14 protein-coding genes are annotated in these 14,093 nt (G+C 66.7%); 10 read left to right on the top strand and 4 right to left on the bottom strand.

Annotation, left to right across the window (positions count from 1 at the left end; translation table 11 throughout):
• The first annotated feature begins 92 nt into the window (after positions 1–92).
• The 4 genes from ABZ824_RS35695 to ABZ824_RS35710 all read left to right on the top strand — a co-directional run bounded on the left by ABZ824_RS35695 (position 93) and on the right by ABZ824_RS35710 (position 3,865).
• Positions 93–332, top strand: a complete 240-nt coding sequence (locus ABZ824_RS35695) for a hypothetical protein (protein WP_356968806.1) — start codon at positions 93–95, stop codon at positions 330–332.
• Complete coding sequence (locus ABZ824_RS35700) at positions 329–2,119, top strand: zeta toxin family protein (RefSeq protein WP_356968808.1); 1,791 nt, start codon at positions 329–331, stop codon at positions 2,117–2,119. The genes ABZ824_RS35695 and ABZ824_RS35700 overlap by 4 nt, the downstream gene beginning before the upstream one ends.
• Before the next feature lie 101 nt (positions 2,120–2,220).
• On the top strand, positions 2,221–3,078 hold the full coding sequence (locus tag ABZ824_RS35705) for a Fic family protein (RefSeq protein ID WP_356968810.1): 858 nt from the start codon (positions 2,221–2,223) through the stop codon (positions 3,076–3,078).
• 70 nt (positions 3,079–3,148) lie between these two features.
• Positions 3,149–3,865 carry a hypothetical protein gene (locus ABZ824_RS35710; RefSeq protein ID WP_356968811.1) on the top strand — a complete coding sequence of 239 codons (717 nt, stop codon included), beginning with the start codon at positions 3,149–3,151 and terminating at the stop codon, positions 3,863–3,865.
• A 388-nt stretch (positions 3,866–4,253) separates the two neighbouring features.
• Here ABZ824_RS35710 and ABZ824_RS35715 read toward each other — a convergent pair whose 3' ends face one another.
• Complete coding sequence (locus tag ABZ824_RS35715; RefSeq protein ID WP_356968813.1) at positions 4,254–4,913, bottom strand: hypothetical protein; 660 nt, start codon at positions 4,911–4,913, stop codon at positions 4,254–4,256.
• A gap of 438 nt (positions 4,914–5,351) precedes the next feature.
• Here ABZ824_RS35715 and ABZ824_RS35720 point away from each other — a divergent pair, with 438 nt between their 5' ends.
• Together ABZ824_RS35720 and ABZ824_RS35725 are read left to right on the top strand one after the other, a co-directional pair.
• On the top strand, positions 5,352–6,104 hold the full coding sequence (locus ABZ824_RS35720) for a hypothetical protein (protein WP_356968815.1): 753 nt from the start codon (positions 5,352–5,354) through the stop codon (positions 6,102–6,104).
• Between the two features lie 956 nt (positions 6,105–7,060).
• Positions 7,061–8,062: a hypothetical protein gene (locus ABZ824_RS35725; protein WP_356968816.1), complete on the top strand. Its 1,002-nt coding sequence runs from the start codon at positions 7,061–7,063 to the stop codon at positions 8,060–8,062.
• Between the two features lie 635 nt (positions 8,063–8,697).
• On the opposite strand, the gene ABZ824_RS35730 is transcribed toward ABZ824_RS35725, so the two are convergent.
• Positions 8,698–9,189: an N-acetyltransferase gene (locus tag ABZ824_RS35730; RefSeq protein ID WP_356968818.1), complete on the bottom strand. Its 492-nt coding sequence runs from the start codon at positions 9,187–9,189 to the stop codon at positions 8,698–8,700.
• Positions 9,190–9,727: 538 nt separating this feature from the next.
• Here ABZ824_RS35730 and ABZ824_RS35735 point away from each other — a divergent pair.
• Entirely contained in the window at positions 9,728–10,063 is a 336-nt protein-coding gene (locus ABZ824_RS35735; RefSeq protein ID WP_356968820.1) for a hypothetical protein, read from the top strand.
• A 297-nt stretch (positions 10,064–10,360) separates the two neighbouring features.
• Here ABZ824_RS35735 and ABZ824_RS35740 read toward each other — a convergent pair whose 3' ends face one another.
• Positions 10,361–11,215, bottom strand: coding sequence for a hypothetical protein (locus tag ABZ824_RS35740; RefSeq protein ID WP_356968822.1), 855 nt, complete (start codon positions 11,213–11,215; stop codon positions 10,361–10,363).
• A 276-nt stretch (positions 11,216–11,491) separates the two neighbouring features.
• On the opposite strand from ABZ824_RS35740, the gene ABZ824_RS35745 reads away from it, so the two are divergent.
• Positions 11,492–12,217 (top strand): hypothetical protein, encoded by a 726-nt coding sequence (locus ABZ824_RS35745; RefSeq protein WP_356968823.1) that lies wholly within the window; start codon positions 11,492–11,494, stop codon positions 12,215–12,217.
• A 62-nt stretch (positions 12,218–12,279) separates the two neighbouring features.
• The gene (locus ABZ824_RS35750; protein ID WP_356968825.1) at positions 12,280–12,780 is read left to right on the top strand and encodes a hypothetical protein; all 501 of its coding nucleotides are present in this window, start codon (positions 12,280–12,282) and stop codon (positions 12,778–12,780) included.
• A 182-nt stretch (positions 12,781–12,962) separates the two neighbouring features.
• Here the strand turns inward: ABZ824_RS35750 and ABZ824_RS35755 are convergent, their stop codons facing one another.
• Positions 12,963–13,451, bottom strand: a complete 489-nt coding sequence (locus ABZ824_RS35755; protein WP_356968827.1) for a hypothetical protein — start codon at positions 13,449–13,451, stop codon at positions 12,963–12,965.
• Positions 13,452–13,480: 29 nt separating this feature from the next.
• Here ABZ824_RS35755 and ABZ824_RS35760 point away from each other — a divergent pair, with 29 nt between their 5' ends.
• Positions 13,481–13,786: an immunity 53 family protein gene (locus tag ABZ824_RS35760; RefSeq protein WP_356968829.1), complete on the top strand. Its 306-nt coding sequence runs from the start codon at positions 13,481–13,483 to the stop codon at positions 13,784–13,786.
• Positions 13,787–14,093: the final 307 nt, after the last annotated feature.

Here is a 14,093-nt window from a genome sequence, read left to right on the forward strand (position 1 = left end):
TTGTCGGCCACGGTAGGGGTGCGTGCGCGCGTAGCCTCGTACCCGCGCTCGCTGTACACGCCGCGAGCCCGGCCTAGGAGGACGACATCGCTGTGGGTAACGCTATCCCGCCACTGGATGAAACAGCCGCCTACGACAGCGCCGTACGCTATCTGACCTGGCTCGCCGCCGCGGCGAGCCAACGGGCCGACGACGACCCCCGATGGGGCGAGGCTCGCGACAATCTGGTTCGCCGACGGGCCGCGTTGCGGCCGCAGCACCACGAGGACATCCGAGCTGTGCTGGACATCGACGCCGCCGACCTGGCCGCGCAGCTGGCGTCCCCGCAATGATCTTGCCGGGGCCCGCGCCGCCGCGACTATCCGAGCACGACCATGCCCGCATCTTTACCACCCAGATCATCCCGGTGCTGCTGGCCGATGCGTTCCCGGACCCCGAGCCACGCGCGGTGGTGCTCACCAGCCATCCCGGCACCCCCTCAGCGGCGCTGGCCCGCGCGATCGCCGACACCTTCTCAGCGCGCAGCACGGCGAGCATCTTCGGTATCGAAGACCTGCTTCTGTTTCACCCGCACCACCAGCACGGCCGGCACCCCGTCGATCCCGTCGTCGCCGAACAGGCACATCAGTGGCTGGTCGCGGCCACCGAACATCTCGCGAACATCGGCGCCAGCTTCATCATCGACAACACCCTCGCCAGCCGAACAGTCGCCACTGACGTCATCACCGCACTCCCCGGCGCCTACCGCATCGAATGTGCCTTCACCGCTCACTCACTCGACGAAAGCCTCCTCGGCGCACTCGAAACAGCCCAGATCGACTACGTGTGCCTGCGAACGGCCGACTACCCCGGCAACGATCACCTGTTCGAGTATGCGCACAACCTGCTCGACGTCGCGGACTGGGCAGACACCGCTGAGCGTGTAGCTGCTGTGTCGATCTACCACGGCCGTGGCAGCGAACCGTATCTGCGCAGTATCCGCACCCCCAGCGGGTGGCGCACCACCATCTCCCCCGGCGACACCCCCCACCCCCACACCCCGCCGCTGGAAGTCAGCGGTACCTCGACCCGCCAAGCTATCGAAACCCTACGGAAGCGGCCTCTGTCATTCCGCGAGAGCCGCGACTGGCTTCGGCTGCACGCCAGCCTGCGCGCACGCGCACACCCGCAACTGCGGGACTCACTCGAGCATGCCCGCGAACTCGTCCAACCACGGCTGTGGCCCACCGCCGAGCGACCGCACTCACAGCTGTCAGCAGTGACTTTCGACCGCTTCCAGGTCGTCACCATCGCCGATCTCGACACCGTGGCCACCATTTTGCAAAGCTATCCCCGCCTCACGATCGGGATCTTGAACCTGCGTCCGCCGCTGCCACCGCCACCACAGCTGCCCCCGGATTTGGTTCTGGCGCATCGCGAACTCGATCGGCTCAGCGCCGAGCAACACAATCCGTTGAGCAGCGGGCAGCGCAGGACGATGTGGATTGCGGCGTTGACCGCCGCGGGACTGGATGAGCGGGTGCGCGTCGAAGAGGTCACCGACCTCCGCGAGATCAACGCCCGCTTCCCGGTCGAGCAGTTCCAGCTCGTCTTCGCCGCCGAGCGGGCCGACGACGCACTCGACGCGACCGCGGCCCGGTTGTTCGCTGCGACGCTGCGGCGAAACGCGACGGTCGTCGATGCGCCGATGCGCTACCACCAGCCCGACCTTGCCGGCATGCGGCGTGCGGGCACCGAGATGTGGCGACGTTACATCCCGCGCGGAGCGTTGGAAGCGTTCCTCGCTGTCGACGGCCCTGACCGAGTTCTCGCCGACCCCACGTCGATGACCACGCAGCGGATCCTGCATCAAGGACCCCGCCCTGACGCGGCCACCGACAGGATCACCGCACAACTCGATGCCGCAGTCGAGGATTTGCGTGCCGAGATCGCCGGCCTCCCCCGCCGCGACCACGGCCTGGATCCCGAGCCCGCACCAGCCGACCAGCACCCAGGACACAGCATCGCAATCGCGGTCGCAGACATCCTCTCGATCGACACCCGCTATGCCAGTGACGTGTTGCCGCACCCGGCGCAGCCGCCCGATCGACCCGGACCGGATATCGGGCCATCCCCATGATCGTCGCGGGCCGCCGATGAATTCCCGGAGCACCCCAGGGGGCGACTACCCGCGTCGGTGGCGCACCTCAGGACCGAACGACCCGGCCGGATGAGGCAGTCATGAGCATCGAGGAACCCTACGATCACGACACGCTGTGGCAGGCGTACCTGTGGCCCTCGGACGCCGGCGAGATGATGCTGCGCAACCGCTACGGACTGCGCAACGAACAGGAACTGGCCCGCCGCGAGCACCGCGAAACCGCCAAACGGGAACTCGAAATCCGCAGCGGAAAGGTCGACATCCCTGTCACGGGCGATCTCACGGAGTGGCGCGCGATCCATGCCCACCTGTTCGGCAACGTCTACGACTGGGCAGGCCAGCTACGCACCGTCGGTATGAGCAAAAGCGGCCGAGACTTCCTGCACCCGCTGCATTTCGACCGCTTCTTACCCACTGCCCTGGCTGACCTGCGCGCCGTGCCCTGGGCACAGCTGGACCGCTTCCGGTTCGTCGAGTACATCTCCTACAACTACATGCGATTGAACTGGGCGCATCCCTTCCGGGAAGGCAACGGCCGAGCACTCGGCATCTTCCTCGATCGCCAGATCGCCGATGCCGGGTACACACTCGACTACACCCGCCTCGGCGCCGACCCCAGCGAATGGAACCACGCGGCCTGGTCAGCATGCCCGGAGAAATACGCGGCACCCACCGACTACCGCCCGCTACTGCGGATCTTCTCCAGAATCACTGTCGCGCGCTGCGCGACCACTACACCCACTCTCGACCCCACAGACCCCCACCACCTCGAGACCATCCGCCACACAGCCCAAGGCCACGAAACCGGGGACGCCATCGCCACCGCGGGCCTGACCGGCAGCGACATCGCGGCCGCGACGCTCCCGCCCGCCGACCAGGCAGCGCAGCAGGTCACCGGCCACGAACCGCACCCACCAACCCCCAGCCCCGAACTCTGACAAGGGAACTCTATGCGCAACCTGCAAAGCCTCGATCGCTCCCGCTCCAGGCGGCTGGGCTGTCGGCAAGATGCCTCCCCGCCAGTGGGTCGACCAGAACAACAACGTCGCTCAATTCGCCCCTGTGCGCCACGAACATTCGCCAGCACCACTCTGCGGCTGCGGCCACCCCGCCGAGAAGGCCATCGGAACGCCACCGGCACGATGCGGCGTATTCCGCTGCACCTGCACGCGGCATCCCACCCCTGACTGGACACTCGACGGCCCGGCCATCGACTGGATCCAGATCGGCCGAGACGCCCACGCCAACGGCGAGCCTGGAATCCCCGCGCTGAACCAGCAGATCAGCGAAGCGCTAATCGGAATGCCTGTCGGCGGCGACGCGGCCGATATCATGCGGCAGTTCCTCGAAGGCTGGAACGCAGCCAACGCAGGCCCTGTCGAAACCGCAACAGCCATCGGTGTGGCCGACTCGCAGCTTCTGATCAAAGCCGCCCTACAGCTCTACGACGACCACGGCGATGTCGACGGCATCCTCAGCGACTCACAGATCGAAACCATCGAACGGCTCCGCCCCGAGGCTGGCTCCCCCATCGAGGAACTGGCGCTTCTCGACCCCTGGGACGTCGTCTCGATCGCCGTCACCGCTCGGGAACTGGCCGACCGCCACCACCGAGATGACGAGCGGTTGCGTGAGGCGATCGAACGCGCCCGAGTCCACCTCGATGTTGGCGACGACGACGATCATCCGGAAGGCGACGTGACTACGGACAGGCTCCCACAATGAGCCGTCAACCGACTTTGTGACTTTCGCCCGTGGTCGCGTTCTCCCAGGTACATATGTCTGAAGCCGACGAACTGCTGATCGCCTGGCGCCATCCGCTGCACCTGCCTGACGACGAACACCCGACCGGCCGACCCCGGGTGCCGGTGGTGTGGTGACGCGCCTCGTCGAACGCGGCGCGGCGCCGCCTGGCCTGGACCCTGATCTCGTCGACTGGCGCGCTTGGCTCACCGACGCGCTTGTCGCCTGCGGTGCCCAACCGCGCCGCGCAACACCAGCCCGGGTCCTCCAGCGACGCTGGCGCATCCCTTCAACGCCGGACCCCGAGTTCATCGACTCCCGTCTTGCGGCAGACCACATGGAGCCTCCTTGGGGCGACAGCAGCTCATGGTCAGCCCACCCTGACCAACTGCTGGCCTTCCCACCAATACCGCGGCAACTCACCCACGGCATCAACCCAATGCTCAGGACAACTGCCATCGCCGAACGGGGAAAGGGCCGGGCAACTCCAATCCGGCTCATCAATGATCACCCCGCACAACCCCAACTCCGCCAGCGAAATCGGCGCCGCACGGCCCTGCGAATCCGGTCTGCGGGGCACCCGCCACTCCCGCTCCTCGACCCACTCCGAGTCCGGGCTCCAACGCACCGCCCAGCTACGCAGGGCAGGTGTCTCAGCTAGCGCCGCGTACTCGGCAGGCCGGGCATACCACACCGGGCCGCCGCCAGCGTCGTAAACCGCCTGCCGGTCGAACATCAACGCCCACGGCCGGTAACCGCGACTGCTGATCATGAAATCCAGTCCGGCCCACGACATCTCGGTCATGCACAGCGCCGGAAACCCTTGCGAGAACGTCATGAAAGGCGTGATGCTGCCCTGTTGCAGAATCGCTGTCAGCCGCTGCTCAGCATCCATCTCCCGGATGTCGGCGGGCACACCCGGCCCCGGCTCGCGGCCACGGTCGACGAAATGCACCAACGTCGCAGAAAGATCCGGGTGCTCGACAATACGAAGACGAGCAGCATCTGCACCAGTCCAACGGCTATCCATACCTTGAACTCCGACGCGAACCGGCGAACCGTTACATCGCCCGCGCGCAGGCACTCAGCGATTTGCCCCCGCCGTTCCACCGCCCGCCAGCTCCCGGCCAGGCCACTTCACCCAGCAGCCGCGCCGAGACCCCATCACTCGAACACTCGGCCCTAACCAGCACAAACGACACGTCCCCCTCGCGGTATCGATCAGGCGCCCACCGCGAGCCCTCGGCTGGCGCCCGCCACACCGAACCGCCCCCGGGACATGTCATCTATCCAGGTCACCGTACCTTTAGGCATCAGGGCGTCGGGCGCGCATCTCGACATGCGAAGCCCTCCGCACGCTCGGCGACCAAAGTTCACTCTCAGCCGACGTCGTCGATTGCCTGCGGATAGCCGACTCACGGCGTTACGCTCGGTGAAATCCCGCTGCAGCGAAGGCAGCCACCGTTTCGTGAGGGGTTCGACCGTGTGGGACGACATCCAGCGCTTCATGACAGGCGAGGACGTGACGGTCATGATGGTCGTCGGCACGCTGATCGGGATGCCGCTGCTGTTGACAGCCTGGGCCAGCGCGGCCTCCCCCGGCTTCCGCTGGACGTGCGGGCTGACCGCGGGCGCCATCCTGGTGACGACTGCGGCGTCTCAGCCCGCCGGATGGATCAACATCGGCGCCTCCCTGGTCACCCTCGCCGTCCTCGTCGCCGCCGTCATCGCCATCGACAGCCACGATAACGACCACGACAACCTGGCTTCGATCACTTGGCGGGGCGGATTCTTCACCCGCCCACAGCGCGCTCCACGCGAGGAACGCAAGCAGGCCCGCAAGGCGCGATTGGCCCGCACCAGCAGGCTTGCGACCGCCCTCGGCGTGGAGATCGCGTTGCTGCGCATCGACGCCGGACTCGACCGCCTCACCATCGCCGACCGCCTCGGCATCCCCGTCGGCCGCTACGGCGACATCGAAGACGCCACCGAAGGCGGCCACTGCGTGAGCGTGGCCGACCTCGAAGCCATCGCCACCCTGCACAACACCAACTACACCGCGATATACGAGGCAGCCCTGAACAGGATCGCCCGCAACGACCTACCCACCCGCAACGAACGGGCGCTGCGAGCCCTCGAGCTGGCTTTGGGCACTGCTACCGACCGATACTTCACAGACCGCGCCATAGCGGCCTCCCCGGGCATCGCCGACGGCACGTAGTTCTCCGCTTCCGCCCGACTCCTCAGCCGTCACCCGACCTGCGATAGCCGATTCCGCGCCGTGCGGCCAACGAGCCGCGGCACGCGAAGGACCGACATGCCAGCACGGGGGGTCGGTCCACGCGGCCTTGGTGAAGTGGTGCTAAATCCCCCCAAATCCCCCGGCGACACGTCCTGGTGGATCGCGCGATGCAGCGCAGCCAAGCTCGGCCCACCCGCCTCGGCCCGGTCGACGAGTTCGCGTTGCAGCGCCGAGGCATGCTGCGCCAATACGTTGGCGCACACTCAGTTCGTCATTCACCCGGAACCACAGCCGCTGCTTCCTCGGCGCTGGCGGCATCCGGCGGCCCCAAAGTCTCGGCAGCCAAACGGACACGCTCGCTGGACAGAACGCCGACCGCCGACAGCGTCGCCAAACCGGCCCGCAGCGGCCCGGCGCACCGCATCCACGTCAAGGTGCACCACCACGTCCTCCGAACGGACTGGCTCTGAACGCAACCGGCGCTACCGAATCAACTGCGGTGCCTTCGACCACATCATCGGGACAACGCTGACCAGCACAGACGACATGTCCCGCACCACCGTGGACACCCGACCTCAACGACCGACCAGCCGATGGTTCTCGCAGGATAGCAACGGACACGACCGGACACCACGAGCTGCGGCCGCCCGCCCCCGGCAACGACCACCGAACTTCGCACTGCTCTCCCGAAGGTGTCGCGATCGCGCTTCCGGCTCGTTCGTTGCCAGTGTGCTGACGCCAGCCCGGCCCCCGTCCGATCAAGGCCAACGGGCCGGAAGCTGCCTGTCAACACCGTCCTGGGGGCATACTCCGAGATCGCCACAGTCAGCATCGGCCTGGTCGTAATACTGCTTCACCAGCTGCGCACGGACACCAGTCCGGACGCGATTTGGCTCACTCACTTCGCGGGCGGCGAGGCCTGAGATGCTGAAGGCGTGGAAAACCCCAACTCCCGCTTCGAAATTCAGCGGCCCCCATACCTCGCTGACGGCTACTGGCAATGCATCTCGGCCGAGGCCGACCGGCTGTGGCGCTCACTCGAGGCTCAGGACGCCTCTCAAGCGCTGGGCGACATCAAATGCCTGGTGGAGTCGGTCGCGAAGATCGTGCTCGACATCAACGGCACCCCGCCCCCGCCGTCCGAAGATTTCAAGAAGGTCGTCGGTGACGCGCACAAGCTGCTCGCCCAGCAAACAGGCTATGGACTGGTCCACACCTCTCCCTTCGGGGACATGGCCAACCAGGCACTGAAAGTCGCCCGCAACCTCGCAGAGGTCCGAAACAATTACGGTGGCGGGCACGGCCGATTCCGGACTCCTGACCTGGCCGACGAGATGCTGCACATGGCCCTCGACGGTGGCTTGATGTGGGTGCGGTGGGCAGTGCGACGAGTCAGCTACTTCGCCGAAGGACGCCCGACACCGCTGATCAACGACCTCATCGTCAACCAGCAAACCTTCTACTCCGGCGTGCTGAAACGACGCCTGGTCGCAGCGAACCTGCCCTCGCTCGAGGACAAGCATCAACGCAGCATCGGCGTCGCCGTCGGTCAGCGCGCGGCGCAGGGCACGTTCGTAGTCAGCCACGATGGTGTCGATGCGTGCCGAGACTCCGACGACCTCAACACATGGCCGGCCGGGTACCGGATCGGAGTGGTATCTGGATTGTGGTTCGACCCCCAAGGTCGAGTCACCCTCACCAGCAACTCGATCACCGACGCGCTGAAGATCCTCGACCCGATCCCCGACTGCGCCACCGAGTTGACCGACTGGGTCGAAGAGATCGTGAAGTCGAAAATCGTGCTCACCGACACCGAGGAGATCACGACGGTGGTGACCGCGTGGAAGGCGATTCTGAATCGGATCGACGACCGCCCCACAAGTGAGCATGCCGCGTGGAAAAAGTTCGCGGACTTCATCGAACCAACGCCGTTTTGAGGTCGGCCGACACCACCGTGGTTCCCTCGACAATCGCGCCCCCGCAGTCGACTTCCCCACTGAAGTCGTGCTTCCCGTTCAACTGCTGACAGGGCGGCGAGCGCGGCTCAGTGCATTCGGACGGACCGACCGTGGAGGCCCGGTCATACTCCCGCGGCGGTCCCCGGATCCCGCACCCGGTCGTGCTCGGCGCCGACCGCAACCCCGCGTGTGGCCATCACCTGTCCACGTTCTGCCTTGGCTGCTCGGCGTGCACCGAATGCACAGGAACCTGCTATTGGCCGCCCAAAGACACCGATCTGCTCGACTTGGCCAGCTGACCGCTGCCACGAAACCCCGCCCGGCAAAAGATTCCGGACGGGGGGTGTGGGCGGTGGGCGAGCCCGCATGTGGTGTACCGGCTCAGCGACAGCCGGATCGTCGAACCACGGCCGCCTCTACCGACTGCGCAACATCAAGTAGGCCCGCGGCTGCCCGCACTGCCGCCCGGCGACGATCCCGTCGACACCTGAACGCTCTGGCTTGTCCTCTTCGACGACGAAGACTGCGGCGCCTGCGGATCGGCAGCGGGTCTCGGTCGGCGCACCCCAAACGCCTGCCCGTGCCGCTATACGCCCTCCGCCCGACGTCCGCCGTCAGATGATCGGCCGGACCAGCACCAGCGATGTCACCCCTAGCCCAGGATGAGTGTGGCGGGTGACGACCTCGAAGCCGTTGCGGCGGTACAGCGCGATGGCGGCGGTGTTGCTGTCGCGCACGTGCAGACCCAGCCAGTCGACACCGGCGTCCTCGCCGGCCCACCGATACAGCTCGGCGCACAGCGCATCGGCCACGCCTCGGCCGCGGTGGCACGCTTCCACGTACATCCCCCACACCATCGCCCATCGATCGCCCTCGGTGACGGGTGGATCCGGCAGATCGAACTCGTCGCTATCGCGCTCGGAGTCCACGAAGGCACCCGCCATCGCCACCCATTGCCCCCGGGTCTGGTCTTCCGCGACCGCCAGCACCTGGCGACCGCTGCGGCTGTAGCGGCCGATCCGCGCTTCCCATGCCCCGGCATCCAGCCTCGCCGCCTCATCGACGGTCTCGAGGAATGCGTGCCCGGCCTCGCGCAGTGCCCGCATCCGCAACATCCGCAACCTCGGCCCATCACCTGCACGCGCTCGCCGCACTATCCACATCGGCGGGACTCACGCTTGCCCGGCGCCGCCGCGGGCGCGTTCGAGCTTTGAGCGGCACAGACCTCGACCCGTCTCTCCCGCGAAACAACAGCACCTTCAAGCGCTTTCGCCATCAGACCATCATCAACACCAGCTGCGGGTCTGTGCCACCGATTTCACGACTGCTCCTCACTCGCAAACGTACTTGTCTGCCGAACGTCGCGCTTGGACGGCGAGCTTCGGCGCGCGGTGGCCAACGAGGTGAGGTGTGCGGCAGATCCGTCTAGCTCCGGGTTCACGACTCAGTTCCGGGAGGCTCGGCCAACCAGAAAGTCTGTAAGACAACGGGCTCGGCGACAGCGAACATTGCAAGCTCCAATACTGTGCATCCGCCACGCACGATGCCGATCTGACAGGGAACCTGCGACGCTGGTCATCGCCCCGCCGCGCGGAGCCCGCCTCGGGCTGCGGTCGGGCCGCAACGACGAAGACAGGTAGGGACATGGATGCAGAATTCGACGACCCGCGGCCCGCGATCGTATACTCGCACAACCAGGTTCGTGTCTGCGAAGACCGATGCACCACCTGTATCTTCCGGCCCGGAAACCTGATGATGCTGCAGCCCGGCCGCCGGTCGCAGATGGTGCGCGATGCACTCCGCAACGAAGGCCACATCCCTTGCCACTCCACCCTCGACCAGAAGCGATCCGCAATCTGCCGGGGTTTCGCCGACCTGCCTGCCGCCCAACAACGCAGCCTCGCCCTACGCGTGGGTGCCGCGCTCGGAATCCTGACCTACGTCCCAACCGAGACCAGCCATCTACACCCACCGCGATGATCAAATGGTCTGCCCGTGCTGGATTATTCCGGACCCGTCGCACTCGCCTGACCTGCAGAGTGTCCGGTTTCACGCCTCGCAACGAGATCGCGCTTTGAGGGAACAGGGCCAGCTGTGATCATGTCGGGCACGGCAGGCGTGGTGTCACGGCGCAACCTCCGCCGCAGCCGCGCGACCCACGATTCGCCGCGCGGAGGAGCCAGCTGCCGGTATTCGGAGTGCCAGCCCGGCGATGGTGGCGGCGGCATCCCGGGCACCAGTACCCGCCCAGCTTGATCCCTCACCGCAGGAGGCGCGTCACCGACCATCGTGCGGGCCCATCCCTGCGCGTCGAACAGCACCTCTGCTGGTAGTCCCGTCCGGACGATCGGTCACGTGCAAGGGCCTCGGCAACGCACTCGTCCGCACCAACGCCAGCAACGGCAACCCGAACACCCGCGCGAAATGCGCCCGATGCGTCCCATCCGCACGCAGCACGTACACCGGACCAGCGGGACCCTCCACCCGTATCAACCGCACCGGCTGCCGCAACCGCCCGATCGTGAAGTCATCGATCCACTCCTCCAGCGCCGCCGCGGTGTCCGCCGCGCGTAACGTCTCGCAGAACCCGACAAGCGAACGCCGACCGGCCTCCATCCGATCGAAATCACCCCACCGCCGATCCGGCGTCGACACGATCGCCCGCGGATCCACCCAGCACAAACACTCCGAACATGCCTCCGGCTCGCGGCTGGGCTCATAGCCAACCGAACCTTTGCCATCGAAGACCGCTACCTCGCCGACCTGCGGCGCTGTCGCGTTCACCTGCTCGGTTTGCTCGCCCAGCCATGCGGCCAAGTCCTGTGGCTCCGCGGGAATCCGGGTCCGCAACTGGCCCAACCGCCCACGCAGCACCTGCCGCTCGGGGCCCACGGCAACGGCCCGGAGCCACGTGTGCCAGGCCTCAGCGTCACGCTCGAGCTTGCCCGCGCGCACATGATCCCACTCCGCGGCCGCCACAACCGGCGACACCGCCGCATCGGCCAACTCCGAGGACCCGACGCCGTAGCGGGCCAACAGCGCCGCCATGTCCTCCACCGTCGACGACCATCCCCGCACGACCAGAGCACCTACCTCGGCCTCGAACACTCCACGTCCATCACGCCAGATCATCCTGACTCTCTCCCCTGCAACTAGATTCGAGTCGGGCAGCCCGATCCGAGTATCGCCCCCGAGTACCGACAGCGGCCAGCGCGACCGAATTCGGTCCCACGACAGCGGCCAGGCTGTCGCGCGGCCGCGGCACCTACCGATGACCCGTCAGATCAGCTGGCCGTACGGGCTGTCGACTGTGGTCGCGTTCTGCTGGGTCAGGCTGGCAGCGGCCGAGGAACTGCTGATCACCTAACCCACTGCACCTGCGCCCCACCCAGTCGAAAGTTGACACTCATGCCGAAATCTCCTCCCGACCGCGAACGGTTCGCCCGAGCCGCGGCCGTGCTGGCCGACATCCACACCTCGATCCGCGCTGTCCTCGACCGCGCACCCGACAGTCCCGCCCCGGCCGACCTGCCGATCCCCGCTACCCCTGAGGACTACGCCGAAGCCCGACACAACCTCTCCGCCAACCTGTGGACCGACAACGGCAACAGCAGGCACCCGCACTGGATCCAGTGGCGGCATCACAATCCCCAGCACGACGCCGTGTTCGAGGCAGTGTATGTGTGGGGGCAAGCTCTCACCGACGCCCTGGATTGGGCTCGCAACAGGACAAGCCCCGCCAACGGCCTGCACGAGATCCGAGAACGCGTCCTGCGGCGGCTGGCAGTCAACGACGCCGAACTTCCGCTCCAAGGCGACGAGCAAGCGATCAAACAACTCGCCGCCGAACTCGGCGGCAGACTGACGCTGGTGCGCGCGAAGCCGTTCACCGCGATCGTCCAATACGACCCCCGCCACGTCCACGAAGAGGCGGCCCACGACGCGCTGGCTCGCCACAACCTCACCCTCCAGCACGCCGCGGTCCTCGAAGCGGTCACCGACGACGCGCCACCGCCCACACTCGACGAATTCCGAGACGCCCTGACACCACCCACACCGACCGCGCCCACCGCCACAACACCCGACCTCGACAGCTTCACTGCCACCGACACACCGCCAGCCGCCGCCGACTGATCACCAGAGATTCCATGACACAAGACCAGCGACCCAGCGCGGACGCCGCTTCCTCTCGCCAGATGCATTTCGATCTGCATTGCGACTCGCCGGCCACCAGACTCAGCGTCGCTCGTGCGGAGGGCCGCTGCGACTGGCCGTCGTGCGGCTTCCCGGCCACCGTCACCCCCGAGCGTGTGGCCAGCGCGTTCCGCGAGCATCTGCGCCTACATCCCGGCATCGACCACATCGTGTTCACCGCGGCCGGGCGACCCCACAGCCGCCCCTACCTCGAGGCGCACCTGGTCGAGGGGCGCGTGCACGTCAAGGTGGCGCCGCTGCACAACACCGAACCTCGAACCCGAGCGATCGTGCATCACCTGCACGCAACCATCACCGATGCGTTCGACCGCACTCGCTCCAGCACAATCGAAGTCACCACCGACATCGGCGGATTGACACGATTGGCACAGACCGTACTTGCCCAAGCACCCGCCGACAGCACCGACGCCAAGATAGTTCGCAGCGTTCTGCGCCTGCTGCACAGCGGTCACACCGACGCTCCCGACACCACGAATGAATGAGCCTCAGCGCCGCAGATGGCGCTTGAGAAGAATCCTCAGACTTGCTCGGCGAATGTCCCCAGGCGCAGCCACAAGCTGTTCGACCCCCCGCCCAATGCGACATACTCACAGTGCAGGAAGCCGACCGGCCCGGCCGCAACCTCCCCGAGGAGGTCACGCTTGGCCGTACACCGCCGACCCTTTCAGCCGCGGCGCCGGTCGCGGGCGCGGATTTCGGGAACCTTCTTCGCGTTGGGGCGGTCGACCTCGCGGATGTCGAATCGTCCGGTGGCATCGATTAATCCGAGATCGGTGGTGTAGCCCCACCGCTCGGACATCCACTCGGGATCGGCACGTTCGAGGGCGGCGACGACCTTTTTCGAGGTGGCCCACCCATCCTCGGCGCGGGCGGCCGCGCTGAGCGTCTCCCGCAGCAGAGTCATCAGGTGCTCGTCGCCCACCAGCTGCGCGCGAGTGCGCCGGGTCTGTGTCAATGCCATGATCCGGCGGTTGATGTCGTGGCGGTAGTCGATCTGCTCGGGGTGGGCCAGCTCGTGCGCCATCAGCGCCGCGACCTTGCAGGACCTACGATCCTCGGGCTCGCGAGCGAGTGCGGCGGCGCGGGTCAGCAGGGTGTGCACCTGTTGCCACATCGACCGCATCGCGACCACCACGATATTCACCGAGGTCATCACCATTTGCTTGATTAGCATCGGCGTTCATGTCCGAGCATGAACATGTCCTCGACTGGCTGCAGAGCTGGTACGCCGCGCAGTGTGACGGCGACTGGGAACACGGATGGGGTTTGCGGATCGAGACGCTCGACAATCCCGGCTGGCTGGTCAAGATCAATCTCGAGCAAACGGACCTGGCAGACCAGGAATATCCTCGACAGCAGATCGACCGGAGCGAGCACGATTGGGTTCATGTCTGGACCGCTGGGCAGACCTTCCACCTGGCCTGTGGTCCACGCAATCTGACCGAGGCGCTCGCGCTGTTTCGTGTCTGGGCATCGGCGCGGGACTGATCAGCGCTCACGGCGTCCGTGCCGATGGCCCGGCTGCGTCAACGCTGGTATCGGCGGGCACGCCGATTGCACGGTGACGTCGAGGTGGTGACCGTGCTCGACATCGAGAACGTGGACGCGGCCGCAATTCTGGTCACGCCGATCTCCCGGACGAGGCGCGCCTGGCGCTACTCGACCTCGACCCCACCGAGGCGGCAATGCACGGAAAGGTCTTGGGCCGGGACGCCGAACGCCAGCAGTGGATACCCGTGCAAGCACCAGTCACGCAGGTGAGTCCCCCGCCCAGCGCCCAAGGATAGGTTCTGAC

The sequence above is a fragment of the Nocardia sp. NPDC047038 genome, from assembly GCF_040644075.1.
GTDB classification, from domain to species: Bacteria; Actinomycetota; Actinomycetes; order Mycobacteriales; family Mycobacteriaceae; genus Nocardia; species Nocardia sichangensis.